The sequence below is a fragment of the Bosea sp. AS-1 genome (genome assembly GCF_002220095.1).
Lineage (GTDB): Bacteria > Pseudomonadota > Alphaproteobacteria > Rhizobiales > Beijerinckiaceae > Allobosea.
The window spans coordinates 1,496,677-1,523,119 of the sequence record NZ_CP022372.1; the positions used below are offsets into that span (position 1 = coordinate 1,496,677).

Consider the following 26,443-nt stretch of genomic DNA (forward strand, 5'->3'; position numbering starts at 1 on the left):
GATGGATGTCCGGGCAGCCATCGTCATGCCCGCCTATGGGCAGCCCTGGCTGACAGCCGAGGCGCTTCACACGGCCCTGGCTCAGGTCACCGATTTCGATTTCGCGATCGTCATCGTCAATGACGGCTGCCCTCATCCAGAGACGGATGAGGTTTGTCAGGCATTTGCGGCGGTTCATCCCGGGCGGATCTTCTATTTGCACAAGCGCAACGGAGGTTTGAGCGCCGCTCGAAATACCGGCATCGCGTTTGCACTGACGGCTTTTCCAAATCTCGAAGGCGTCTACTTCCTCGATTGCGACAACCGGATCGGCCCGCATCTCCTGCAGCGCCTCCTGACGGCTCTGCGCGACGCCGATGCAAATGTCGGCTGGGCCTACCCGGATGTCGACAAATTCGGCTTCGACGAATTCGCCGACACCTCGGGGCCCTATTCGGCGCTGGAGCATCTGTTCCGCAATTTCTGCGAGGCCGGCAGCATGGTTTCGCGGCGCATGCTCGACGCCGCCATCCGGTTCGATACCGGGATGCGCCAGGGCGTCGAGGATTGGGAGTTCTGGCTGCATGGCCTGGAATGCGGCTTTCGCGGTGTCCATGTGCCCGATGCCGGTTTCGCCTATCGCCGCCGGGGAGAGAGCATGCTGGTGGCGGCTCAGCCGGATTTCGTTCCGATCCTCCGCCATATCCGCGCGCGCCATCCGCGGCTGTTCCATGTCCGCAACGTCGTGTCGCTCGAAGCCGAGGCGCGGTCCCGTTACGCGGTCTATCACCCCGACACAGGGCTGGTTCGATGTTTCACCGAGATCGACAACGTCGCGATCCTGACGCGTGACGACTACATCCGTCGGCTGCTGCGTGCGGAGCTGCGCCCGGCTTATGGCGACTGCCCCGGCCAGCTCGTCATCATGAACAGCACGCTCTTCGACGGGCTCGCCTCGCAATCATTGCTCGCGGGGGTCTTGTGGACGCTGGAATGTGGGCTCTCCCGCTCGACCCTCGTCGCGTGCTCGGTTCGGAGACACCCGCGCGACAACCATCTCCTTGCCTGGGGCAACGGCACGATCGTGCAGGAGCGGACGGATTCATTCCGGTTGTCGCCCGACGCGATCCATGTTCTCGCGATGGAAGCGTCGTTCATTGCCGAGCATGCATCGCTTCGTGCGCTCGATCTGGCTGCGCTGCCCAGGCAGCACGGCAAGCGCCAGCATGCGATCGAGCTCGATCTCGCCTTGGCAGGAGCCCAAGCTGAGATCGTCCCAGTCGATGCAGGTTTCACGCGGCTGTGCCGGGATATCGCGGAGACCGGAGAAGGGGGCAACCCGGCGGACTGGAAATCGGTGGTGCCGAGCCGATACCGGCTGCAGGCAGGAGCGCCGCGCGATGTGTATCCGGACCTCTTCGACTTGCCATCGGTGTTCGCCTGCGGGTCGTCTGATGCCAACCCGTGCGCCGCTCTGGTGCTTGCCTCGGTGACACCCGAGAGCGTTGCGACGGCCGAGAGGCTGGCGCTGACATTCGTCGAAGAGGGCTGGAAGGTTCACCTCGTGACATTCGGAAAGGAACTCGCGCTGCCGCCGGAGCACACGGGACCCTTTTCGCAGATCATGACGTTGCCCTTGCCGGCGCTGCTGTCGCGTTCGCGGACACACGCCTATCAAGGCACGCGGATGCCCCGTTTCGAGCAACTGGACATGAATGACGCCATCGCGACCTTGGCCGGCTATCACCGTGTCGTCTCGGTGGATGGCGGGATATCGCACACGTTGATGGGGCCCCTGCGCCGCCTGAAGGTGGAGACATGGGCGCTGCTGGGATTCTGCGAGCAGGATCAGACAGCGGGCGCGCTGGTAAACGCTTCCGCCGCCTTCGAGCAGGCCTATACCCATATCGTTGTGAGAGACGTCGAGATCGCGAGCTTATGCCGAGCCTTTGGCATGCCGCACGCAAAGATGCGGTATTGGCCCGATCACGGCGCCGACCTCGCTTCTGACGCGCTCGGGCTCGCGCCTCTTATGGCGAGCGTGCCGGCTCAGAAGCTGAAGCAGGCTGTCTGATGATCCTTCAAGCCAGCTCCAGCTCCTTTCCGGCGCTCTACTCCGCTGAGCCCAAGATCATCAGCATGGGTTCGCTGGAAGCGTCCGCTTCAACTGCCGCAGCCCCCACGGCCGTGCGCTGGTATGGGTGCGAACTGGTCGAAGGCGACCGATATCTTCTGACCGAATGCGGGGAGAGTGCGCACAGCTTGTCGCCGCCCCCATGCCCGCTGGAGGTTCCGCCAACGAATGTCTGGGCCTTGTGGACGCCCGACCCGGCCAGGGAACAATCGTTGCTCGCATTGCAGGCGTGGTGGGCCAGGGCAGGAGGCTCGGAGACGCCTATCCCCGTCGTTGTGGGGAGCAGAGCGGATCTCGATGCCGCCCTGCTCGAAAGGTCCCTGCGCGAAACGTACAGATTGCAACAGAGCAACCAGCAGCTGATGCGGGATCTGGCGGCCCTGCGGGAAAGCTGGACCCATCATGTCCGCATCCCGCCGGAAGTGGAGGAGCTTATCTCCACTTTGCGGATCGGCCGACCACATCTGATCTTCAACAGCCCTCTTCCCAGCCATGAGGTCGATGTGCCCGATGCGGCCAGACCCGGCGTTCCGGGCGTGGAGCAATGCCTGACGCAGCGGCTGCCGTGCTCCGCAAGAGGTTGGCTCGGGGTCGATCTGCATATTGCCGATCCGGGACGGGGCGCCGGCGTTCTGTATGCGCAGGTCGAGGCTGTGGATGTCGGAACGGTCCTGGCACGGTGGTGCGTGCCCTTCGATCTTCTTTCCAGCGGATGGCTGCCGCTGCGTCTGCCCAGCGCGTCGTCGCAGACGTCCCGCTCTTTGACGCTAAAGCTCTGGGCCGATGGTGGCGAGGCGCCGCCCCGTCTGTCGACCTCGCCGACCGGTCTCCTGCACGAGTACCGCTTCGATCCACAAAGTCCCGCTCGCCCGGCTGGTCATGACGCTTTCGAGATGCTTGCGCTCCAATTGTGGGGCGGATTGCCGGGCGTTCGCTATTTCGCCGCCAAAGGTGATGACGAAATCCTGCGTGGTTCCGGTACCGTGGTCCCCATCCCCGCCCCGGTCGTTGCCAAGGTCGCGCTGACGCGGGAGCAGACGGCGACTTATCCGGTGTTTGGATACATGGATCCCGGAAAAGTCCTCCTGCGTCCTCTCAAGACGACTGCCTCGGCTGCCGTCATCTGCCTGCCTGCGACGTCGGGGCTGATCGAGGTTTCGTGCGAGGCGATGATCGACGACAAGCGCTGCCGGACGCGACGCCTCGGCGCGCGGCTGGTCGTCACCCCTCGTGGGATCGGCCCGGATGAGGCCGAAGCGGGTCGGAATGTGCTCGCAGCGACTGAATGGGTCGAGCTGAACGAGCCGCTGGTGCCATCGCGCCTGCTCGCACGGCTGCCGGCCGCGCAGAATATTCCGGTCGATCTTCATCTCTTCACGCGCCTGCCTGAACCGGGTCCGATCCCGCCTCATGCCCGCGTGGTATTCGGTCGTTTCGAAGCCGAGAGTCATGCGGAAACGACCTGGGACATGGCAGCTGTTCTGCCTGTCGCGGGTGGGCGTACCGACCTGCGGTCTGCTTAAGCCCAGCAACCACGCTCGACGCTGTGTCCGCGGAGCCTGACGGATGCTGCTGGCCGCATGTTTGGTAAGCCGGCGCGCCTGCCTGTGGCAAAGATGGCAGAGCCGTGCGATGCGATGAGCCGGCGGTTGGAACCTGGCCGCTTCGAACGAGGAAGCGACACGGCATGATTCTGGTCTGCGGCGAAGCCCTGGTCGATCTCTTCGTTGCCGCGCCGCAAGGAGGCGAAATGCCGGCGCGGGCCGTTGCCGGCGGCTCGCCCTTCAACCTCGCGACGGGCCTTGCCCGTCTCGGTGTGCCGGCTGCATTCCTCGGCGGGCTCTCGCGCGATCGTTTCGGCGCGTTCCTGGCGCAGCGGCTGGCGGACGAGGGTGTTGATCGGCGGTTCCTGGCGCGGAGCGATCGGCCGACGACGATCTCCGCCATCGTCACGGCATCCGACGGGCAGCCGGGCTATTCCTTCCATGGCGAAGGCGCTGCCGACCGCTGGCTGGAGCCAGCCGATCTGCCGGCCATGCTGCCACCAGAGGTCGAGGCGCTGGCCTTCGGTTCTTATACGTTGGCTGTCGAGCCCGTTGGTTCGACGCTTGCGGCACTCGCGGCGCGCGAGGCTGGCCGGCGGGTCATCAGCATCGATCCCAATCTGCGTCCCATGGTGGTTGGGGACATGGTCCGCTGGGCCGAGGCTGCGGAGCGGTTCTACCGGGTGGCCACCATCGTCAAGGCAAGCGACGAGGACGTCCGGATCGCTTGGGACGGGCAACGTTCGATCCAGGAAGCTGCGGCCTACTGGATTGGCCTCGGCGCCGGGCTGGTCGTCATCACCGAAGGAGCGGGCGGGGCGACCGCCTTCTGCAGGGCAGGGCAGGTTTCCGCGCCGGGGCATGCTGTCCAGGTCGTCGATACGGTGGGGGCGGGCGACAGTTTCCACGCGGCCCTGCTGGCGCGGCTGGCACAAACGGGGCGACTGAGGCCGGACGCCGTCGCGACGCTCGACCTGGAGGCGTTGGCGGATCTGCTCGCCTATGCCACCGCTGCAGCAGCCGTGACGGTCACGCGGCGTGGCGCCGACCTGCCGTCCAGAACCGAAGTGGATGGCTATTTCCGGCAGGGCCGGGCACAGGGCTGAGGCTGCCGCAGGCGTCGCTTTCCTTCGCCGGCTGCGACACCGCGTCACGGCTGAGCTGTTTCCGGGCGCCTGCGTTGGCGATTGGCAGGGCTAAGCAAGCATAATATATACATGCTTATGACCAGCAAGCCTAAGATGCCGCCGCCGACCGTGGGCTTCCTGCTCCACGACGTCGCACGTCTCTTGCGCAAGCGTTTCGAGCAGCATGCACGTGATTTCGGGCTGACCCGCTCGCAATGGCAGGTGCTCGCCTATCTCGACCGCAACGCCGGCATCCAGCAGGGGGCGCTGGCCGAGCTGATGGATGTCGAGCCGATCACCGTCGGGCGCATCCTCGACAAGCTCGAGAGTTGCGGGCTGGCGGAGCGCCGGCCGCATGCCACCGACCGACGCATCTGGCAGCTCTACCTGACCGAGAAGGCCGGGCCGAAGCTGGCCGAGATGCGGGCGCTCGGCGAGCTGACGCGCGCAGAGGCTTTCGGCGACATTCCGGCAGCCCAGCGGGAGCAGCTGCTCGACACGCTGGAACGGATGAAAACGAATCTCACGGCCGCCTGCCAGATGCCGGCGACCGAAAGGCAGGCACGAAATGGATGATGCAGCCCGAAAGGCCGAAACGACGGCCCGAGCCGTAGCCGATGACGAGGCCGAGCCCGGTTCCCCAAGCAATGTGACGGAGATCAGGCGCCTCGAACCGAAGACTTCTCCGCAGGCTGAGACCGTCGCGAAGGAGGCGCCGGAGACGCAAGCCGCCCTGCCGTCGCAGGTCACCCCGACGGCGACGCCGCGCCATCGACGCAACCGCACACGGAGCATCCTGTTCGCGCTCCTGCCGGTCGCGCTGGTCGTCGGCGGCTATTACTACGTTGCGGGTGGGCAGGTGATGTCGACCGACAACGCCTATGTGCAGGCCGATATCCTCGGCATCTCGACCGATGTCGCCGGCATCGTCAGCGAGATCGATGTCCGCGACAACCAGACCGTGAAAGCCGGCGACGTGCTGTTCCGGCTCGACGACAAGCAGTTCCGTTTCGCGCTGGAGCGGGCCGATGCGCAGATCGGCGTGGTCCGCAACGATCTCGAAGCGCTGAAGGCCAGCTACAAGGGCATGCAGAGCCAGATCGAGCAGGCCCATACCGACATCGCCTTCTACGAGACCGCCTTCAAGCGCCAGCAGGACCTCGCGACCAAGTCGGTGGCCTCGCAGGCGACCTACGATCAGGCCAAACACGACCTCGACAGCGCCCGGCTGAAGCTCGCCCAGCTCGAAAGCCAGCTCGCCGGCATCGCCGCCAGCCTGAACGGCAAGCCCGATGCGCCGGTCGAGGAGCATCCGCGCTACAAGGACGCGGTCGCGGCGCGCGCCGAGGCGCAGCGCCAGCTAGACCATACGACGGTGCGCGCGCCGATGAATGGCGTCGTCACCAATGTGCCTTCGCTGCAGAAGGGCCAGTATCTCGCCGAGGCGACCAACGCCTTCAGCCTGGTCTCGACCGACCATGTCTGGATCCAGGCCAATCCGAAGGAAACCGAGCTCACCTGGGTGAAGCCCGGTCAGAAGGCCGAGGTCTATGTCGACACCTATCCCGACGCCGTGTGGAAGGGCTCGGTAGACAGCATCAGCCCGGCCTCGGCCGCGAGCTTCTCGCTGCTGCCGGCGCAGAACACCAGCGGCAACTGGGTCAAGGTCGTGCAGCGGATCGCGATGCGGGTGAAGATCGAGACGCCGGCCGACGAACCGCAACTGCGTGCCGGCATGAGCGTCACGCTCGATGTCGACACCGGCCATGCGCGCGGCCTGCCAAGCTTCATTTCCGACGCCTTCGGCAAGAGCAAGAACAGCAAGTAAGCGAGGCCTGCCATGGCTAGCGCAGCCGTCACGGCCGGGGCGCCGCCCGTCGCCAATCGCGGCGCCATCACTGCCTGCGTGATCCTCGCGGTCATCATGCAGGCGCTCGACACCACCATCGCCAATGTCGCGCTGCCCTATATCCAGGGCAGCGTTTCGGCGAGTGCGGACCAGATCAACTGGGTCCTGACCTCCTATATCGTCGCTGCCGCGATCATGACGCCGCCTTCCGGCTTCCTCGCGGCGCGCTTCGGCCGCAAGCGCGTGCTCTCCGCCGCGATCATCGGCTTCGTCGTCGCCTCGATCCTGTGCGGCGCGGCGCAGTCGCTGACGCAGATCGTCGGCTTCCGCTTGCTGCAAGGTTTCTTCGGCGCCGCGCTCGTCCCGCTGTCGCAGAGCATCCTGCTCGACATCTACACGCCAGAGGAGCGCGGCCAGGCCATGGCACTGTTCGGCGTCTCGGTGATGGTCGGGCCTGTGCTGGGGCCGGTGCTCGGCGGCTGGCTGACCGACAACATTTCCTGGCGCTGGGTGTTCTACATCAACCTGCCGCTCGGTATCCTGGCGCTGGCCGGGGTCTCGATCTTCGTCACCGAGACCAAGTCGAGCGCGCTGGCCAAGCTCGACTGGATCGGCTTCGGCGCCCTCAGCATCGCAATCGCGGCGCTCCAGCTCTTCCTCGACCGTGGCGCGCAGCTCGACTGGTTCGATTCCTTCGAGATCATCGTCGAGGCGACGATCTGTGCCGCAGCGCTCTACATCCTCGTCGTGCATACCTTCACGGCGCAGAATTCCTTCATCAAGCCAAGGATGTTCCTCGACCGGAACTTCAATGTTGGGCTGGTTTTCATCTTCATCGTCGGCATCTGCTACCTGGCGTCGCTCGCGCTGCTGACGCCCTTCCTGCAGACACTCCTGGGCTACCCGGTGGTGACGGCCGGCATCATCATGGGGCCGCGCGGCCTCGGCACGATGGCTTGCATGTTCGTGGTCGGGCGAATGATCGGCAAAGTCGATTCCCGCGTGCTGCTCGGGCTAGGCTTCCTCGTCAGCGCCTGGGCGATGTATGACATGGCCGGCTGGACGCCGGACGTGTCGCAGAGCCGCATCATGCTCACCGGCTTCGTCCAGGGCGGCGGCCTCGGCCTGCTCTTCGTGCCGCTGACGACCATCACCTTCGCGACGCTGCCGGCCGAGTACCGCGGCGACGGCACCGGTCTCTACAACCTCTCGCGCAATATCGGCTCCAGCGTCGGCATCTCGCTGGTCAGCTATCTGTTGACGCGCAATGTGCAGGTGAATCACGCCGAGATTGCGAACTACGTGACGCCCTTCAACCGGTTGTTCGAGATGCCGGCGGTCAAGCACGCCTGGGATCCGACGACGCTGGCGGGGAGGGCGGCTCTCGACGAGGTCATCACGCGGCAGGCGACGATCATCGCCTATATCGACGACTTCAAGCTGCTGATGATCCTGTGCCTGGCCGCCTTGCCGTTCCTGGCGCTGCTGCGCACGCCGCGCCGGGAGGCTGCCCCCGCCGACGATCACGCGATGGTGATGGAGTAGCCACACCCTCGCCATCGCTCCCGCAGGGATGCTGTTTCGGCTCGGGGTGCCATGGTTGTCCGGCCGCGCAGGGATAAATGGGCAGGGAACGGTCCTTGGCGCTCGCCGGGCGGATACGGGTAGAAATTTACCCTACGTCACTTCTCGACTTGCGTATTCTTCCCGTCTCGCATTGGATCGAATGCCGGCGTAGCATCTTTGCGGCTTGTTAACGGTAAGAGATGGTTTTGATGCGATCGATGCGTGTCCGGCCGCCCGTGACGGCGCCGATCCGGATGCCCTCCGTGCGGGATATTCCGGCGCCCGCCAACGATAACCATCAAGCCGCCCGCGAGACGCGGATGAGCCTGCTGATCGGCCGTTCGTTGCTGGTTACCGGCGTTCTGGCCACGATCGGCTTCATTCTCGGCCTGGTTGGATGGCTCGGCCAGATTGCCTGGAAAGCGCTCCACTGAAGCTGCGTCGTTCAGCTCCGATCCGGCGATAGATCGGGTTGCTCCAAAACCGATCACCGGTGTGTCGCGACGACCCTGGCCGATATCTAAAGTTTTAACGAAGTCGCCGCTTCCTGTCTCAGGCGGTGACGGGTCGTCGCGGCAACTCTGCGGGACCGCAGGGGCCGGGCGTTCCTCCCGAGTGAAGTGGGGACAGCATGACGCCGGATTCGATCGAAATGCAGATTGAACGTGCCGTGCGCGCCGACGTCGCCCGGCTCGATACGGGGCTGGACGAGGCGTTGCGCCGCTGCGAGGACAGCGGAGAAGCGATTTTCCTGTTTGGCAGCGACAGCGCCACGGTCCATGCGCTGCGCGGCCGGATTCGCTCTTCCTGGCCCCGGCTGCGCCTCGTCGGCGTCTGCGACGCCGATTTCCTGGGTCAGGCTGGCCCGGCGATGCTGGCGCATATCGGGGCCTGTGCGCCCGATGTGGTCATCGCCGACGTTGCTCCGAAGCGCCATCGTGCCCTGATCGCCGAGTTCGCCTCGCATGGCCTGCATACGGGCCTGATCAACCTCCCCGGCACCTTCGCCCGCTATGTGGCCACCCATCCAGGCCTTGCCGTTGCGGGAGAAGGAGCGACGCCCGCGGTCGGGAAGCTGCCTCCCTTGATCGGCAGGCTGCTGAACGATCTGGCCGGGGTCATGCGCTTTTCCGGCATCATTGCCCGCCAGCTGCTCCACAGCGCTGCTCCCCGCCACGCGGCCCAGGCCTACCAGACCGCGCAACGCGACGGCTGAGCCGCGGCTCCTCACACCGCGTTCCGGAAGGCCTTCGGGCTGAACAGCGTCCGGAACAGGATGAGGAGGTCGAGCGAGAGCGACCAGTGGTCGATGTACCAGAGGTCGTGAGCGACACGAGCAGCCATCTTCTCGTCGGTATCGGTCTCGCCACGCAGGCCATTGACCTGCGCCCAGCCGGTGATGCCGGGCTTCACGTTGTGGCGACGGGCATAGAGCGCGATCTTGCGCTCGAACTCCCGGTCATGTGCCAGCGCATGAGGCCTCGGGCCGACCAGCGACATGTCGCCGGCGAGCACGTTCAGCAATTGCGGCAGTTCGTCGAGATTGTAGCGGCGCAGCACCCGGCCGATACGGGTAACGCGCGGATCGTTGCGACGCGCCTGCACGATCACGGCGCCATCGTCGGTGACCGTCATGCTGCGGAACTTGAAGATGCGGAACGTCTCCTGATTGAAGCCGTGGCGGCGCTGGCGGAACAGCACCGGGCCGGGTGAGTCGAGGCGGATCGCCAGCGCAATCAGCAACAGGAGCGGCAGCAGCAGCAGGCCGGCCACCGAGGCGACGAGGATGTCGAAGCCGCGCTTGCAGGCGATCTCCGCCGGCGACAGCGGCGCGCGCGTCAGCCGCAGGCTCGAAAAGGCGCCGGCGCTGACGATATGTGGCTGCTCGAAGCGGCTCAGGATCTTTTCGGGTGCGAGGTGGATCGCTACCGGCATGGTCATGAAGGCATCGACGCAGGCTTCGATGGTCTCGTGCTCCGACCAGGGCACGGCGATGAAGACGGCGTCGGGCCGCTTGGCCCGGCAACTGGCGGCAGCCGCGGCCAGATCGGCAGCGAGAGCGGCGCGGGGGTCGCGATGCGGTGGTGCCGGGTGCAGGAAGGCGACGTCGACGATGGCGCTGCCGGCATTCCAGGGCTTGGAGCTTTCGACGAAGGACATGACGTCCTTTTCGCGGCCGATCAGGAAGACACGCTCCGAGGTGATCTTGCCGGTGCGGCTGCCGCTCGCGATCAGGTGGACGATGGCCGAGCGGCAGAGTGCGATGGCGGGGATGCCGGCGAGATAGGTCGCCAGGATGGCGAGGCGCGAATAGTGATCGGCGATCTTGGCGAGGAAGAGCAGTACCAGGAACGCGACCAGCGTGATGTTCCAGGCGGCGAAAGCCGCCGTAACCTGCCCGCGTGTCGAGAGATAGTGGCTGATCTGATAGCGCCCGCTCATCAGATTGACGAAGAGGAACAGCGCCGCGAACATGCCCGCGAGCTCCAGCGCCGGGCCGGTCGCCCGCAAGACGCCGTGATTGGCCAGATCATTCGCCACCGTCGCCCCGTAGCCGAGCGTCGCCACCACGGCGACATCACACAGGGCTGTCACGGGGCCATGCCAATACCGCCAGCTCCTCGCCTCGCCGCGAGGCAGGGCCAGCGTCGCCCTTCCCAAGTCGTCTACTTCCAGATTGTCTACGCGCATCGTCCAGCCCCGGCCGCCTTGGTCTCGGGCGCTCGCTTCGCCGGAAGGCGAGGGACGAGCGCTGCGAGGGTTACGGCAAGAGCTGTGCCGCTAGGTGATGCTCCGGATCGGGGCTTTTTTCACGTCGGGGCGGCGCCAGTGGGTCGAGGTGACCAAAGGTCAGAGTCGAGCGGCACGGCGATGTGCCGTTTCGGCACGGGGATCAGGCGATGCGCCGCAGCCGGCGGGCGAGGAAATCGAGCGAGATGGCGAGGGCGCCACCGGCCAGCGTCCCGAGGACCTTGACAACGACATCGTGCGACCGGCCATGACGGGTCGCTTCCAGGGTCTGGCCCCATTCGAGCCCGAGAGCCAGAACCACCATGCCGCCCAACACGAGCCAGCGCTGGCGCGGATAGGCGAAGGCGAGCATGCAGCCTGCCGCGAGATAGGCCAGGAAGCGTTCGATATCCGCGCTCATCTCCGGAATATGTGGGCGCAGATCGAGCGGAGACAGCGTCGCGAACAGGATGACGAACAGCGCTCCCCAGCCGAGGACGGTCGCAAAACGTCGCAGTTGGTCGAAGGGATCGGTCAAGAAGGGGAATCCTGATGCACGAGCGCAGCCACGCAAACATTAGGCCAGAACGCGGAGGCGATGTAGCGGCGGTTCGCGCAAGGCGAGGCTTTATGCCCTCGCAAAAGCGGCAAGGCAATGACGCAAGCGCGACCTGAGCGCGGCGGGCATGGTATCGCTGGTGTGGCAGAGACCCCCGGCAGATGGGGGAGCGATCGCGAGGGTAAGCCGATGAACAACGAGTTCCATGCCGGGGCGGCGTCCCGGATCGCCGGCGGCAAGGCGATCTACGGCGTACCGCTCGGCATCCTGATGTTGCAGGCGCGCTTTCCGCGCATTCCGGGCGACATGGGCAACGGCACGACCTGGCCTTTCCCGGTGCTCTACCGCGTCGTCGGCGGGGCGAGCCCGGACAAGGTGGTGCTGAAGGGGGCGACCGGGCTGTTGCCGGACTTCATCGCCGCGGCGCAGGAACTGGTCGAGCTCGGCGCCGAGGCGATCACCACCAATTGCGGGTTCCTGTCGCTGTTCCAGCGCGAGCTTGCCGCTGCCGTGAACGTCCCGGTCGCGACCTCTTCCCTGATGCAGGTGCCATGGGTGCAGGCGACTCTGCCACCGGGAAAGCGCGTCGGTGTCGTCACCGTCTCGGCCGCGACGCTGACGCCAGCCCATCTCGAGGCGGCGAGCGTTCCACTCGATACGCCCGTAGCCGGCACGGAGGATGGCCGCGAGTTCTTCCGCGTGCTGATCAAGGCCGAGAAGGACGACATGGACGTCGACCTCGCTCGGCAGGATGTCGTGGATGCGGCGCTCACTCTTGCGGCACGGCATCCCGATCTCGGCGCGATCGTGCTCGAATGCACCAACATGCCGCCCTATGCCGCCGCGATTCAGGAGGCGACGGGGTTGCCGGTCTACGACATCTACTCGATGATCTCCTGGTTCCATGCCGGTTTGCGGCCCCGGCGTTTCGATTAAATTGCCGGAACTTATCCCCGGCGGCCCGCCCGCCCGCATCATCGCGCCTCGCATCGTCCGATCCTGCGAGGCTCCATGACCGTCACGCCCCGTCTTTCGCTGCCGCTGCTCGCCGCCGGGCAGGCCCAGAAACATGTCACGCATAACGACGCGCTGGTGCGCCTCGATGCCCTGATCCATCTCGTCGTCGACAGCCGCACGCAACTGGAGCCGCCTGTCAGCCCGAGCGAGCTCTCCGCCTATATCGTGCCGGCCGGAGCCGCGGGCGTCTTCGCAGGGCATACCGATCAGGTCGCGCTGTTCGAGGATGGCGGCTGGACTTTCCTGATGCCCCGAACCGGCTGGCAGGCCTGGGTTGCCGACGAGGCCGAGCACAATCTCTGGAACGGAACGGAATGGCGGCGTGCCAGTCCGCTCAGCAGCTTCGGTGCCGAAAAATGGGGCGTCAACGCCACTGCCGACGACACCAATCGGCTCGCAATCTCGGCGGAAGCGAGCCTTTTCAACCATGCCGGCGGCGACCACCGCCTCAAGATCAACAAGGCAAATGCGGGCGCGACGGCCAGTGTCCTGTTTCAATCCGGCTGGTCCGGGAGGGCCGAATTCGGGCTCGCGGGCGACGAGGATTTGCGGGTCAAGGTCAGCCCCGATGGTGCGGCCTGGCATGATGCGGTCGCGATCGACCGGGCGAGCGGGAGCGTCGCGTTGCCTGGTTCGCCCTGGGCCGCGGGGCAGAACCTGCTGATCAATGGCGACATGCGGGTCAACCAGCGCGGCTTTGCCGGCGGGGCACTGGTTGCAGGGGCCTATGGCTTCGATCGCTGGAAGGCGGGGGCCGGTGGGGCGGACCTGTCGCTCAGCGGCTTCGCCATCACCCTGACCTCCGGAACGATCGTCCAACCCGTGGAGCCGGGGCTGTGGGGGCTCGCCGCCCTCGCTGGGATGTCGCTGACATTGTCCGTCGAGGATCTGACCGGCGGCAATCTAGCGGTGGCGGTCGGCAGTCAATCCGGCACGATCACTGTCGGCGCAGGACGTCGCTCGGTGACATTGACGCCGGCAGCCGGGGATACGGGCGTGCTGCAGGTCGGGCTGTCACCGAGCGCGGGTGCCGTCTCCTTCGCGCGGATCAAGCTCGAACACGGGCGGCTCGCAACCGGCTGGGCGATGCGTCCGCTTTCCGTCGAGCAGATGCTGTGCCGCCGCTATTACCTGCGGCAGGACGGGCAGGTTCTGCTCGATGCCTATCAGGTATCGGCGACGGCGAGCCGGCAGAACCTCACCCTGCCAGTGCCGATGCGGTCGACGCCGAGCACGAGCTTTTCCGTTTCGCAGGAAATCAACGTGCAAGGCAGCGACAGAGGCGTCGTGGCGCAGTCGCCAGAGCAGGCCTATGCCTATGTCACGGCGCTGGCGCTCGGCCGGGTGCGGGCGGCCTTCGACGCGCTCGTCTTCGATGCTGAGCTGTGACGGTCATTCGCTGACGAGCTTGCGGGCGCGCAGGAGGGCGAGCAACCCTTCGTCGCGACGCTCCTCCAACTCCGCGATCGAGCGTCCGGCCGCTTCCTCGGCGACGCCCACGATGATCCGCTGCTGGACCTCCTCATCGAGCGAAGGCGTTCCGAGGGATTGCCAGCGCCGCACCTGGCTAGGTCCAAGATGGGCGAGATAGCCCGCGATACCGCCTTCGCCACCGCCGAGATGGTAGGTCATGTGCGGCCCCATCAGCGCCCAGCGCAGGCCGGGTCCGTTGCAGAGCGCGGCATCGATCTCCGCGACGCTGGCGACGCCCTGTTCGACCAGATGGACTGCCTCGCGATAGAGTGCCGATGCCAGCCGATTGGCGACATGGCCCGGCATTTCGCGCTGGAGGATGACCGGGCGCCGGTCGAGGCTGCGGTAGAATGCGGCGGCGCGCGCAATCACCGCCTCGTCCTCGCCGACGATCTCCACCAGCGGCACGAGATGCGGCGGGTTGAAGGGGTGGGCCACGATGATGCGGCGCTGGCTGCGGCAGTCGGCGACGATCGCGCTGCGCAGCAGCGCCGAGGTGCTGCTGGCGATGATGACGTCGGGTGGCAGCGCCGCGTCGAGCTCGGCGAGAAGCTTGCGTTTTGCCGCCTCGCTTTCGGGACCGTTCTCCTGCACGAAATCGGCGCCTTCCAGCGCCTCGCCGAGATCGCGCGTAAACAGGTACTGACCGGTATTGGCCAGTCCGAGCTCCGCGAGTTGGTCGCGAGCGCGCTGCACGGCCTGATGGAACCGATCTTCCGCATCGGGCGCGGGGTCGTAGGCCGCGACATAGAGGCCATGCGCCATGGCAAGGGCCGCCCAGCTGCTGCCGATCAGCCCCGCGCCGATGATGGCGATGCGCTCGATGTCCCGGACGTCCTGCATCTCAATGAATCTCGGGTTCCGAGACCTTCGCCGTGCCCTCCAGATAGTCGAAGTCGCAGCCCTTGTCGGCCTGCCTGATATGGGCGGCCGACATCCTGCCCCAGCCGCGTGGATAGTCGCGGTTCGGCGGCGTCCAAGTCGCGAGGCGCGCGGCGATCTCGGCGTCGCTCAGGTTCACGGAGATGCTGCGGGCCTCGACATCGACGCTGACGATGTCGCCTGTCCGCACCGCAGCGAGCGGCCCCTTGATGTAGGCTTCCGGTGCGACATGCAGAATGCAGGCGCCGTAGCTGGTGCCGCTCATCCGGGCATCCGAGATGCGCAGCATGTCGCGCACACCCTGCTTCAGGAGCTTCTTCGGGATTGGTAGCATGCCCCATTCCGGCATGCCCGGCCCGCCGACCGGGCCGCAATTCTTCAGCACCATGACGTGATCGGGCGTGACGTCGAGGTCCTCGTCATTCACCGCCCGCATCATCGCGTCATAGTCCTCGAAGACCAGGGCCGGGCCGGAATGCTTCAGAAGATGCGGTTCGGCCGCCGAAGGCTTCATCACGCAGCCATCCGGCGCGAGGTTGCCCTTGAGCACGGCGAGCCCGTTCGCGGTCGAGATCGGCCGGTCGAGTGGGCGGATGACGTTGTCGTCATAGACCTGGGCCAGCGCGATGGTCTCGGCCAGCGGCTTGCCGGTGACGGTCATGGCGCCCGTGTGGAGCTTGCTTTCGAGCTGCTTCAGCAAGGCAGGGAGCCCGCCGGCATAGAAGAAGTCCTCCATCAGGAAATCGCCGGAAGGACGCAGATTGGCGATCACCGGGATCTTCCGGGAGAAGGCGTCGAAATCGTCGGGTGTCAGCGGCACCCCGGCCCGGCCGGCCATGGCGACGAGATGGATGATGGCGTTGGTCGAGCCGGCAACGGCCATGTGCACCGTCAGCGCGTTCTCGAAGCTCTCGCGGGTCAGGATCTGATCGGGCGTCAGGTCCTCCCAGACCATCTCGACGATGCGCTTGCCCGCCGCGGCCGCCATGCGCGGGTGGGCGGAGTCGGCGGCGGGGATGGCGGAGGCACCGGGGAGCGTCAGGCCAAGCACCTCGGCATGGCTCATCATGGTCGCGGCGGTGCCCATCACCATGCAGGTGCCGTAGGAGCGGGCGATGCCACTCTCCATGTCGTGCCACTGCGCCTCGGTGATGTTCCCGGCCTGCTTCTCCGCCCAGTACTTCCAGACGTCGGCGCCGGAGCCGAGCACCTTCCCGGCCCAGTTGCCACGCAGCATCGGCCCGGCCGGCACGAAGATGAAGGGGAGGCCGGCGCTGCAGGCCCCCATGATGAGCGCGGGCGTGGACTTGTCGCAGCCGCCGAGCAGCACGACGCCGTCGAGGGGATGGGAGCGGATCGATTCCTCGGTCTCCATCGCCAGGAAGTTGCGATAGAGCATCGTCGTCGGCTTCTGATACTGCTCCGAGACCGACATCACCGGGATCTCGACCGGGAAGCCACCGGCGGCCCAGACGGCGCGCTTCACCGCCTCGGCGCGATCGCGCAGATGGGTGTGGCAGGGATTGACCTCGGACCAGGTGTTGACCACGCCGATGACCGGCTTGCCCATGAACTCCTCATGCGAGAAGCCCATCTGCAGCGTGCGCGAGCGGTGGCCGAAGGAGCGCAGGTCGCTCGTCCCGAACCAGCGGAAGCTGCGCAGGGTCTCGGGCGTCTTGCGGGGGCGGGACATGGTCGTTTCCTCGAGGCTGGCCGGGAGCTTCGACGCATGTCCGCTCCGCTTCGTCTGCCGTGAGTTTAGACCTTGTAAAACGAGCGATACCAGTCGACGAAGCGGGCAATGCCATGCTCGATCGGCGTATCGGGGCTGAAGCCGACGCGGGCGGCGAGATCGGAGACATCGGCATAGGTCGCCGGTACGTCGCCGGGCTGAGCCGGGAGGTGGCGCTTGGTCGCCTTGCGCCCGCAGGCCTCCTCGACGACTGCGATGAAGCGGTCGAGCCTGACCGGCGTGTGGTTGCCGATATTGTAGATGCGGTAGGGCGCCGCCCCGGTCGCGGGGTCGGGCCGTGCCAGGTCGAAATCCGGATCGGCCTGCGCCGGTTTACCGGCAAGCCGCACGATCGCTTCGCGAATGTCGTCGACATAGGTGAAGTCGCGGCTCATCTCGGCCTCGGCATAGACGTCGATGGGACGGCCTTCGAGGATCGCCTTGGTGAACTTGAAATAGGCCATGTCCGGCCGGCCCCAGGGGCCGTAGACCGTGAAGAAGCGCAGGCCCGTGGTCGGGATGCCGTAGAGGTGGGAATAGGAATGCGCCATCAGCTCGTTGGCGCGCTTGGTCGCGGCATAGAGCGAGACGGGGTGATCGGCACCGTCATGCTCGCTGAAGGGGACCTTGGCGTTGGCGCCGTAGACCGAGCTCGACGAGGCATAGACGAGGTGGTCGACCGGATTGTGCCGGCAGGCTTCGAGGATCGAGAGAAAGCCGTCGAGATTGGCGCTGGCATAGGCGCGCGGGTTTTCCAGCGAGTAGCGCACGCCGGCCTGCGCGGCGAGATGGATCACGACCTGCGGACGGAAGCTGGCGAAGGCGGCCTGCACCGCGTCGTAATCGGCGATGTCGATCTGCTCGAAGGAAAAGCCGTTGCGCGGCAGAAGCCGGTCGAGCCGGGCCTGTTTCAGGGCCGGGTCGTAATAGGGCGTGAGATTGTCGATGCCGAGGACGGTCACCCCCGCACCCAGCAAGGCCTCGGTGACGTGGAAGCCGACGAAGCCGGCGGCTCCCGTCAGCAGGACCCGTTCGAAAGATGTGTTTCTGTCCACACGAAACTCTGCTGGCTAAGGAACGCGAGGCGTCGCGCGATCGCCTCCGTAGTGCGGTGCTTTCTCGGATTTGGCAAGGCTGTCCCGGGTCGTCGCCGGATTCTCCAGCTTAGCGCGTCTGTGCCGCCGCGAAGGCGAGGTTCTCGGCGAGCAGCGCCTCGGCGGCCTCCGGGGTCGGAGCCTCGACATAGACACGCAGCTCCGGCGCATTGCCCGAGGCCCGGAAATGCACGGTCGCGCCGTTGCCCAGCGTCAGGCGCAGGCCATCCCGCCGGTCGCGCGCGGCGACGCCGCCCTGTGCGGCGAAGGCCGCGTCGCGAAAGTCTGCCGTCTCGTCATCGAGGCGCGCGATCAGCGCGGCCGTCCGCTCCTGCGGGATCTCCTGGAGGCGGTTCGACAGGGCGATGGCGAAGCGGGCCTCCGCTGCGATCGCGCTCAACGGCTTGCCTTCCTTTTGCACCAGGGCGAGCGTTGCCAGGATCGGCAGCATGGCGTCGCGGGTGGGGAGGGCAGCGAGGCTCCGGCCGTCGCGCGCCACCTCCGAACCCAGGAGGACACCGCCATTGGCCTCGAAGCCGACGACGATCCGTGCGCCCTCGGTTTTGGCCTGCTCCATGCCGGCGATGACATAGGGCGAGCCGACGCGGGTGCGGACGACCTTTTCGAACAGGCCGGGTCGCTCGAGAGCCGAGTTCGAGGTGACGGGCGTGACGATCGTATCGGCGCCGAGAAAGCGCGCCGTCAGCGCGCCGACCAGGTCGCCACGCAGGAAGCGGCCGGTCTCGTCGGCGACGAGGGGCCGGTCGGCGTCGCCGTCGGTCGAGACGATTGCGTCGAGAGCCTGCTCGCCGGCCCATTGCCGCGCCAGCGCCTCGTCTTCGGGTCGGAGTGCTTCGGTGTCGACGGGGATGAAGCGATCGCTGCGTCCCAGGGGGACCGCGCGGGCTCCGAGCGCGGCGAGGACATCGCTGATGACATCACGCCCGACGGAAGAGTGCTGATAGACGCCGACCGTCATGCCGGCCAGGGCTTCATTTCCGAAGAACGCTGCGTAGCGCGCGCGATAATCGGCGGTGGCTTCGCCCTGAGCCGGCTTGACGGAAACCGCTGGCGCAGCGGTGAGCGCGAGCTTCGCATGCCAGGCGAGGATGCGCGCCTCGTCGGCTTTGTCGATCTCGCCCGCGGCACGGTAGAACTTCAGTCCGTTGCGGTCGTCGGGGATATGGCTGCCCGTCACCATGATGGCCGGCGCGCGCCGCTTCATCGCCGCCAGCGCCAGCGCCGGTGTCGGTAGGGCCCCGCAATCGATCGGGACGAGGCCGGCATCGGCGACGGCTTGCGCGCATTGCGAGGCGATGAGCGGGCTCGACGAGCGCAGGTCCCGGCCGATCAGGACTTCGCCGGCGGGTCCGGCAGCCTCATCCTCGCGCAGCATGGCGCAGAAAGCCCGGACATGGCCGTAGGTCGGCAGGCCAACGAGTTCGCTGACAAGGCCACGCAGGCCCGATGTTCCGAATTTCAGGCTGGTCATGATCGCTGCGCAGGAGAGGTTGGCGGGCGGGCGCAAGCTAGCTCGCGCCTGATGGCGGTGTCACGCTGTGCGTGCATTCTGTCATGGAGCGCCGCTATATCGGGCCAAGCCGGAGTAGTTGCGCAAGCCACGAGGGTCATGCAAACGGAGTTGACGCAGCGTTATAACCTTAACAAGTGACAAATCGGTTTGGCCCGTTGGCCGCTCATGTTATTTTGCAGGTGCGAGATGACGCGCCTGCTTCCAGGAGTCAAAGATGAAGATCGTCATGGTCGGGTCCGGATATGTCGGACTCGTGTCAGGAGCCTGCTTTGCCGACTTCGGTCATGAGGTCGTCTGCGTCGACAAGCAGGAGAGCAAGATTGCCGCTCTGAAACGCGGTGAGATTCCGATCTTCGAGCCCGGCCTTTCCGAGCTGGTGCGAACCAACGCCGCGGCGGGTCGGCTGACCTTCACCACCGACCTTGCCGGCCCGGTGTCGAAGGCGGACGCGGTGTTCATCGCGGTGGGCACGCCTTCGCGGCGTGGCGACGGCTTCGCCGATCTTTCCTATGTCTACGCCGCGACGCGCGAGATCGCCCAGGCACTGAACGGCTACACGGTCATCGTGACGAAATCGACCGTGCCGGTCGGCACCGGCGACGAGGTCGAGCGGATCGTCCGGGAGCTGCGGCCGGATGCCGAGTTCGCCGTGGTCTCCAATCCGGAATTCCTGCGCGAAGGCGCGGCGATCGAGGACTTCAAGCGGCCGGACCGGATCGTGATCGGCGCCGAGGAGGAGAGGGCGCGCGAGGTGATGGCCGAGGTCTATCGGCCGCTCTACCTCAACAGCGCACCGATCCTGAACACCAGCCGGCGCACGGCCGAGCTGACCAAATACGCCGCGAACGCCTTCCTCGCGACCAAGATCACCTTCATCAACGAGATGGCCGATCTGTGCGAGCAGGTCGGGGCCAATGTGCAGGACGTCGCGCGCGGCATGGGGCTCGACAACCGCATCGGTTCCAAATTCCTGCATGCCGGCCCCGGCTATGGCGGCTCCTGCTTCCCGAAAGACACGCTGGCGCTGATCAAGACCGCGCAGGATTTCGGGACGCCTGCCCGGATCGTGGAGACCGTCGCGGCGGTCAACGACCAGCGCAAGCGCGCGATGGGGCGCAAGGTCATCGCGGCCTGTGGCGGCTCGGTGCGCGGTAAGACGATCGCGGTGCTGGGGCTGACCTTCAAGCCGAACACAGACGATATGCGCGACGCCCCGTCGATCGCGATCGTCACGGCACTGCAGGACGGCGGGGCGACGGTGCGCGCCTTCGACCCCGAAGGCATGGAACAGGCGAAGGCGGCGCTGCCGGGCGGAGTGGTCTATTGCTCGGACGCCTATGAGTGTGTCGCAGGCGCCGATGCAGCCGTCATCGTGACGGAATGGAACATCTTCCGGGCGCTGGACCTGGATCGCGTCAAGAGCACCATGGCCGCTCCGCTTCTGATCGATCTGCGCAATGTCTATCGGCCGGACCAGGTTCGCGCGAAGGGCTTCACCTATCTCGATGTCGGGCGTGGCGTTCATGCGGCAGAGGCGGGTGCCAAGGTCGTGGCCGCCTGAAGGAGACGCCGCTCGTCTTCGTCCTGACAGCGATCGTCCTGCCTTCGTTACATGGGCTGGTGATACGGATCGTAAAGGCAAATGGGCTTATCCACGCAGCGTAGGCTTCTGCGGGGAACCCATGCTGCTGTCTCTCGGTATCGTCTGGCTCGCCTGCGCTGCCATCTTTCTCGAGCTGGCGGACCGAGCTCCTCTCATCGAGGACTAGGGGCCTTGGCCAGCCTGCGCGTCGGGGTCCTGACCCGCGCGCAGCTGGCGTCGCAGCGCGGCCACGGTTCGCTCGCATCCGGCTATACTCTGCGGCGTCAGCCTCACCGATGAAGCGGTTCATTCCCTAAGGGAATTATCTGTTTTTCGGCCGGATTCTGTGACGATTTTGTATTTTCGGCTTTCGAGCCGCTCTCCTCAACTTTGGCGGCTGGCATTTTCTTGGCGTCAGTCGACTTTCGCGCCAGGTGAAAGCTTCTCTGTCGAGGGACCCTGAGAGGGAGTCCTCCCGGCGCTTTGCGCTTGGCGAGGCTTCTCGGAGAGGTGTCATCCTCGCCGGGTTGCGTTGCGCTCAAGGCCACCCTGCAAAACAGCATGGTGGCCAATCCTGCGCTGCTACCGATCGATTTTTCAGGGGCTTGGCGTGTTTTTGAGCAGCAGGCCCGAACGCTGATCGTGTGCGTTGGCGTTCATTTTGCGCGGATTCAGCCGCCGCAGCGGCCTTTTACAGCCGAGATCACGGAATGCCGCGATGGCGCCCGCCAGGGTGTTTTCGCCGGCTCGGAACCTTCGCCTGACCAAAAGGTTTTCACTCCGTTAAAAAAGAGACGCCTTCGGTCTCTAGTTGAAATTAGACTTAAAAAGTCGTAACCACCATCGGGCACCAGGCAAGCAGTTCGGGATTTCTCATGGCGATCGATATTGTCGCCGCTGGTGGCGTGCGCCGCGAGCGCGGGAGTTGGTTCCGCTACGATCGGGCCGGTCATGTCGTGGCCGGAGTCGATATTGTGGTCATCGTCGTGGCGAGCCTGCTGTGCGGGGTGGCCTATGGCTTCGTGCGGGGCGGCACCACCCACGTCCTGTTCGACACACTCGACTCCGTTGCGTTGGGAGCGCTTTTTGCGGTTCTCTTCGTTCTGCTCATGCAGCTGCGCGGGCTCTATCGACCTGTCGAACTCCTGCAGCCATTCCGGCAATTTTCGAATGCCCTGGCATTCTGGGTGGCCGTGACCGCTTTCCTGACCCTGATCGGTTTCGCCCTCAAGGCCGGGCACATGGTTTCGCGTGGGGCGACGATTTCGTTCGTTCTCGTCGGGTTCATCGCGGTCGCGGCTCTGCGCTTCTTCTGGCATGGCTGGATGCGGCGCGCGCTTGAGAACGGCACATTCGCAACCCGGAGGATCGCCCTCGTCGGGGACGAAGAGACGCTCGATCGCGCCAAGCTGATGCATCGCCTCGAGCCGTTCGGCCTTTCGGTTGCTGCTCGTTTCAAGCTCCCTTCCGATGCCTCGGCTGAGAGAAGCGCTCTGTCGAACACGATTTCCAATGTGGTTGCGGGGCTGCGCGGTTCTCAGATCGACGAGGTGGTCGTCGCGCTCGGTCCCGGCCGGTTCGAGCTGGCGGAGCGCCTCGTCGGCGGACTGCGGATCCTCCCCTTGCCGATCAAGCTGGTGCTCGATCCGAAGCTGGGCGACCTGGTGAGACGCCCGAGTCAGCTCTTCGCCCATGACGTCGTCGCGGTCGAGATGCACCGGGCGCCGATGTCGATCGCCGAGCGCTCGATCAAGCGGGGGCTCGATGTTCTCGTCGCCGGAACGACGCTGTTGCTGATCGCGCCATTGCTGCTGCTGACGGCGGCGGTGATCCGTCTCGACAGTCCCGGCCCGATCCTGTTCAAGCAGACGCGCAACGGCTTCAACAACCGGCCGTTCCAGATTCTGAAGTTCCGCAGCATGCGGGTGATGGAGAACGGCGACACCATTCGTCAGGCGTCACGTCATGACAACCGGGTCACCAAGATCGGCCGCTGGCTTCGCAAGCTGAGCATCGACGAGTTGCCGCAGCTCTGGAACGTGTTGCGCGGCGAAATGTCGATCGTCGGGCCACGCCCGCATGCGCTGGCCCATGACGCTCACTACGAGAAGCTGATCGGCGACTACCCCTATCGACAGCACGTCAAGCCGGGCTTGACCGGATGGGCGCAGGTCAACGGCAGCCGCGGCGAGACGCCGACCATCGAAAGCATGGCAGAGCGCGTGCGCCTCGATCTCTGGTATGTCGAGAACGCCAGCGTCTGGCTCGACATCCGGATCATTGCCCGCACCTTCACGACGCTCCTCAACGTCAAGCATACTTATTGACCATCGCCCGGCGTTGACGTTGACGGTCATGAACCGGTGATGCAGCTATCGAGCGCGGCGCAGGCTCCTCGCAGGCAGGCGGGTCCGAGCAGTGCTGGCTCCGCCCCGGCGAACGGTTTTTGCACCAGCCATGTTGAACGGACACATGACAAAAGCGAGCATCACGCCTCTCATCATGGCCGGCGGCGCCGGGACTCGCCTGTGGCCGGTTTCGCGCGACTCCATGCCGAAGCAATTCATCCAGCTGCTGGATGACGGGCTCTCGACCTTCCAGGCGACGCTGCTGCGCGTGAAGGGAGGGCCCTTCAGGCGTCCGATCGTGGTGACCAATCAGGAGTTCCGCTTCGTCGTTGCCGAACAGATGCAGGCTCTCGACATCGCCGGGGATATCGTCCTGGAGCCCGAGCGGCGCGACTCGGCCGCAGCGGTTGCGGTCGGAGCCCTGCTTGCGCAGAAGCAGGATCCCGCTGCCGTGGCCGTGGCACTCGCGGCCGACCATGTCATCTTGGATGCTGCGGATTTCCGGGCCGATTGCGAGGCCGCGGCCGCTCTGGCCGCGACCGGGCTCATCATGACGCTCGGCATCGTGCCGACCGAGCCCTCTTCGGCCTATGGCTATATCGAGCCCGGCGAGGCGCTTGGCCGCCCGGGCGCGAACCGTCTGTCGCGCTTCGTCGAGAAGCCGGACCAGGCGACCGCACAGGGCTATGTCGAGCGTGGTTTTCTCTGGAACAGCGGTAATTTCGTCTTCTCGACCGCGACCATGATCGACGAGCTGCAGCGTTTCGCACCCCAGATCGTGGCGGGTGCGAGTGCTGCCGTCGAGGCTGCGAAAGCCGATCTGGATTTCATCCGGCTGGATCCGGCTGCTTTCGGGGCGATCCCCAAGATCTCGATCGACTACGCCGTCATGGAGAAGACCGAGAAGGCCGGCGTTCTCGCCGCGGGCTTCGACTGGTCGGATATCGGTGCCTGGGACTCGCTTCATGCCGTGGCCACCAAGGACGGGGCAGGCAACGTCCTGCAGGGTCCGATCGTGGCGATCGATACGTCGGATTCCCTGCTGCGCAGCGACGACATGCTGCTCACCGCGATCGGCGTGAAGGATCTGGTGGCGATCGCCACGCGCGACGCGGTCCTGATCGCGCCCAAATCGGAGGCCGGCCGGGTCAAGGCCCTGGTCGAGCAGCTCAAGCGGCAGGGCCGACCCGAAGCGACCGAGCATCTGCGCATGTACCGGCCCTGGGGCTGGTATCAGCGCATCGATCTCGGCTCGCGCTTCCAGGTCAAGCGGATCAACGTCAAGCCGGGCGGAAAGCTGAGCCTGCAGAAGCATTTCCACCGCTCCGAGCACTGGATCGTAGTGCGCGGCACGGCGGAGGTGACGCTCGACGGCGCAGTCAGCCACGTGCACGAGAATGAATCGATCTATCTGCCGATCGGCTGTACGCACCGTCTCGCCAATCCTGGCAAGATCGACCTCGAGCTGATCGAGGTACAGGTCGGCAGCTATACCGGCGAGGACGATATCGTGCGGCTGGAGGACGTCTACGCGCGAGCGTGATGCGGGTGGCGTCCATTCGCGTGACATCGCTCTTCCGAAAAGCGACTTCCCCTTTTGGGCCCGATGCTCTAGCCCGATGAGCGGGAGTGAGGCCTGCGTGCGTGGATAGACCCTTGAAGTTTCTAGTGACGGGTGGGGCGGGTTTCATCGGCTCTGCGGTGGTTCGCCGGCTGATTGAGGCGACGGCGCATGAGGTCTGCGTGGTCGACAAGCTGACCTATGCCGGGAACCTGGCCTCGCTGGCGCCGGTCTCGGGCAGCGGGCGCTATCGCTTCGAGCATACCGATATCGGTGATGGCGAGCGGATGCGCGCGATCCTGGCGCAGTTCCGGCCCGATATCGTGATGCATCTGGCGGCCGAGAGCCATGTCGACCGCTCGATCGACGGGCCGGCGGCCTTCATCGACACCAACATCGTCGGCACCTTCACCCTGCTGCAGGAGGCACTGCGCCACTGGCGCGGGCTGGAAGGGGAGGCGAAGGCGCGCTTCCGCTTCCACCATATCTCGACCGACGAGGTCTTCGGCTCGCTCGGCGCCGAGGGGCTCTTCCACGAGGCGACGGCCTATCAGCCGAACTCGCCCTATTCGGCCTCGAAGGCGGCGTCCGACCACCTCGTGCGGGCCTGGCACCACACCTATGGCCTGCCGACGCTGGTGACGAACTGCTCCAACAATTACGGGCCGTATCACTTCCCCGAGAAGCTGATCCCGCTGATGATCCTCAATGCGCTGGAGGGCAAGGCGCTGCCGGTCTATGGCGACGGGCGCAATGTCCGCGACTGGCTCTATGTCGAGGACCATGCCGAGGCGCTGCTGACGGTGGCGGAGCGCGGGCGGCCGGGGGAGACCTACGCCATCGGCGGGCGCAGCGAGATGGCCAATATCGCGGTGGTGCGGCGCGTCTGCGCCATCCTCGACGAGATCCGGCCCGACCCGGCCGGGACGCGGGAGCGGCTGATCACCTTCGTCACCGACCGGCCCGGCCATGATGCGCGCTATGCGATCGACGCCGGCAAGATCGAGCGCGAGCTCGGCTGGCGGCCGCGATACGATTTCGAAACCGGGCTGAGGGAAACCATCGCCTGGTATCTGGCCAATCAGGCATGGTGGAGCGACATCCGTGCCGGCCGCTATCGCGGAGAACGGCTCGGTGCCGGCTAAGGCCGGTTGGGGGAACGGACACGGATGATTACTGTCGAGAACTGCGCGCTGCCGGATGTGAAGATCGTCACGCCACAGCGTTTCGGCGATCATCGCGGCTTCTTCTGCGAGACCTGGAGTCGCCAGGCCTTCGCCGACGCCGGTCTCGACCTCGATTTCGTGCAGGACAACCATTCACTGTCGGCGGCGAAGGGCACGCTGCGCGGGCTGCATTTCCAGTCGCCGCCAGCGGCACAGGACAAGCTGGTTCGCTGCACCCGCGGCCGCATCCTCGACGTCGCGGTCGATATCCGGCGCTCTTCCAAAACGTTCGGCAAGCACGTTGCAGTCGAGCTTTCGGCCGAGAACGGCCGGCAGCTTCTGGTGCCGGTCGGCTTTGCGCACGGCTTCGTCACGCTCGAGCCCGATACAGAGGTGCAATACAAGGTCACGGCGCCGTATTCGCCGCAGAACGACGAGGGGCTCGCCTTCGACGATCCGGCACTCGGCATCAACTGGGGTCTGCCGGCAGAGGCACTGACCCTCTCGGACAAGGACCGCAAGCATCCGCGGCTATCCGAGATGCTGCGGTTTTTCGACTGATGACG

The 26,443-nt window shown here is 65.8% G+C and carries 20 protein-coding genes; 14 read left to right on the forward strand and 6 right to left on the reverse strand.

Going from position 1 to position 26,443, the window contains the following annotated elements; translation table 11 throughout:
- Position 1: 1 nt before the first annotated feature.
- The 7 genes from CE453_RS08735 (at position 2) to CE453_RS08770 (ending at position 9,415) form a co-directional block, all read left to right on the forward strand.
- Positions 2–2,053 carry a glycosyltransferase family 2 protein gene (locus CE453_RS08735; RefSeq protein WP_089174230.1) on the forward strand — a complete coding sequence of 684 codons (2,052 nt, stop codon included), beginning with the start codon at positions 2–4 and terminating at the stop codon, positions 2,051–2,053.
- Positions 2,053–3,636: a DUF6212 domain-containing protein gene (locus CE453_RS08740; RefSeq protein ID WP_157732956.1), complete on the forward strand. Its 1,584-nt coding sequence runs from the start codon at positions 2,053–2,055 to the stop codon at positions 3,634–3,636. Before CE453_RS08735 ends, CE453_RS08740 begins: the two co-directional genes overlap by 1 nt.
- A gap of 164 nt (positions 3,637–3,800) precedes the next feature.
- Positions 3,801–4,763, forward strand: a complete 963-nt coding sequence (locus CE453_RS08745) for a carbohydrate kinase family protein (RefSeq protein WP_089174232.1) — start codon at positions 3,801–3,803, stop codon at positions 4,761–4,763.
- 135 nt (positions 4,764–4,898) lie between these two features.
- Entirely contained in the window at positions 4,899–5,360 is a 462-nt protein-coding gene (locus tag CE453_RS08750; protein ID WP_089177790.1) for a MarR family winged helix-turn-helix transcriptional regulator, read from the forward strand.
- Positions 5,353–6,612 carry an HlyD family secretion protein gene (locus tag CE453_RS08755; RefSeq protein WP_089174233.1) on the forward strand — a complete coding sequence of 420 codons (1,260 nt, stop codon included), beginning with the start codon at positions 5,353–5,355 and terminating at the stop codon, positions 6,610–6,612. Before CE453_RS08750 ends, CE453_RS08755 begins: the two co-directional genes overlap by 8 nt.
- Before the next feature lie 12 nt (positions 6,613–6,624).
- Positions 6,625–8,178: a DHA2 family efflux MFS transporter permease subunit gene (locus tag CE453_RS08760; RefSeq protein ID WP_089174234.1), complete on the forward strand. Its 1,554-nt coding sequence runs from the start codon at positions 6,625–6,627 to the stop codon at positions 8,176–8,178.
- A 652-nt stretch (positions 8,179–8,830) separates the two neighbouring features.
- Entirely contained in the window at positions 8,831–9,415 is a 585-nt protein-coding gene (locus tag CE453_RS08770; protein ID WP_089174236.1) for a WecB/TagA/CpsF family glycosyltransferase, read from the forward strand.
- 11 nt (positions 9,416–9,426) lie between these two features.
- On the opposite strand, the gene CE453_RS08775 is transcribed toward CE453_RS08770, so the two are convergent.
- Together CE453_RS08775 and CE453_RS08780 are read right to left on the reverse strand one after the other, a co-directional pair.
- Positions 9,427–10,794 (reverse strand): undecaprenyl-phosphate glucose phosphotransferase, encoded by a 1,368-nt coding sequence (locus tag CE453_RS08775; protein WP_157732957.1) that lies wholly within the window; start codon positions 10,792–10,794, stop codon positions 9,427–9,429.
- Positions 10,795–11,092: 298 nt separating this feature from the next.
- Complete coding sequence (locus CE453_RS08780; RefSeq protein WP_089174238.1) at positions 11,093–11,467, reverse strand: hypothetical protein; 375 nt, start codon at positions 11,465–11,467, stop codon at positions 11,093–11,095.
- A gap of 210 nt (positions 11,468–11,677) precedes the next feature.
- On the opposite strand from CE453_RS08780, the gene CE453_RS08785 reads away from it, so the two are divergent.
- Positions 11,678–12,424 carry an aspartate/glutamate racemase family protein gene (locus CE453_RS08785; RefSeq protein WP_089174239.1) on the forward strand — a complete coding sequence of 249 codons (747 nt, stop codon included), beginning with the start codon at positions 11,678–11,680 and terminating at the stop codon, positions 12,422–12,424.
- A 75-nt stretch (positions 12,425–12,499) separates the two neighbouring features.
- Complete coding sequence (locus CE453_RS08790; RefSeq protein WP_089174240.1) at positions 12,500–13,894, forward strand: DUF2793 domain-containing protein; 1,395 nt, start codon at positions 12,500–12,502, stop codon at positions 13,892–13,894.
- A gap of 3 nt (positions 13,895–13,897) precedes the next feature.
- Here the strand turns inward: CE453_RS08790 and CE453_RS08795 are convergent, their stop codons facing one another.
- The 4 genes from CE453_RS08795 to CE453_RS08810 all read right to left on the reverse strand — a co-directional run bounded on the left by CE453_RS08795 (position 13,898) and on the right by CE453_RS08810 (position 19,178).
- Positions 13,898–14,821, reverse strand: a complete 924-nt coding sequence (locus tag CE453_RS08795) for a 3-hydroxyacyl-CoA dehydrogenase NAD-binding domain-containing protein (protein ID WP_089174241.1) — start codon at positions 14,819–14,821, stop codon at positions 13,898–13,900.
- A gap of 1 nt (position 14,822) precedes the next feature.
- Positions 14,823–16,553 carry an L-arabinonate dehydratase gene (gene araD, locus CE453_RS08800; RefSeq protein ID WP_089174242.1) on the reverse strand — a complete coding sequence of 577 codons (1,731 nt, stop codon included), beginning with the start codon at positions 16,551–16,553 and terminating at the stop codon, positions 14,823–14,825.
- 65 nt (positions 16,554–16,618) lie between these two features.
- A complete protein-coding gene (locus CE453_RS08805; RefSeq protein WP_089174243.1) occupies positions 16,619–17,647 on the reverse strand; it encodes an NAD-dependent epimerase in 1,029 nt (342 codons plus the stop codon).
- Between the two features lie 109 nt (positions 17,648–17,756).
- Positions 17,757–19,178: a phosphomannomutase gene (locus tag CE453_RS08810; RefSeq protein WP_089177791.1), complete on the reverse strand. Its 1,422-nt coding sequence runs from the start codon at positions 19,176–19,178 to the stop codon at positions 17,757–17,759.
- Between the two features lie 256 nt (positions 19,179–19,434).
- Between CE453_RS08810 and CE453_RS08815 the strand changes: the two genes are divergently transcribed.
- The 5 genes from CE453_RS08815 to rfbC all read left to right on the forward strand — a co-directional run bounded on the left by CE453_RS08815 (position 19,435) and on the right by rfbC (position 26,438).
- The gene (locus CE453_RS08815; RefSeq protein ID WP_089174244.1) at positions 19,435–20,781 is read left to right on the forward strand and encodes a UDP-glucose dehydrogenase family protein; all 1,347 of its coding nucleotides are present in this window, start codon (positions 19,435–19,437) and stop codon (positions 20,779–20,781) included.
- A gap of 896 nt (positions 20,782–21,677) precedes the next feature.
- Positions 21,678–23,129 (forward strand): undecaprenyl-phosphate glucose phosphotransferase, encoded by a 1,452-nt coding sequence (locus tag CE453_RS08820; RefSeq protein ID WP_089174245.1) that lies wholly within the window; start codon positions 21,678–21,680, stop codon positions 23,127–23,129.
- Between the two features lie 145 nt (positions 23,130–23,274).
- A complete protein-coding gene (locus CE453_RS08825) occupies positions 23,275–24,693 on the forward strand; it encodes a mannose-1-phosphate guanylyltransferase/mannose-6-phosphate isomerase (protein ID WP_089174246.1) in 1,419 nt (472 codons plus the stop codon).
- Positions 24,694–24,806: 113 nt separating this feature from the next.
- Positions 24,807–25,856 (forward strand): dTDP-glucose 4,6-dehydratase, encoded by a 1,050-nt coding sequence (gene rfbB, locus CE453_RS08830; RefSeq protein ID WP_089174247.1) that lies wholly within the window; start codon positions 24,807–24,809, stop codon positions 25,854–25,856.
- Positions 25,857–25,880: 24 nt separating this feature from the next.
- Entirely contained in the window at positions 25,881–26,438 is a 558-nt protein-coding gene (gene rfbC, locus CE453_RS08835) for a dTDP-4-dehydrorhamnose 3,5-epimerase (RefSeq protein ID WP_089174248.1), read from the forward strand.
- Positions 26,439–26,443: the final 5 nt, after the last annotated feature.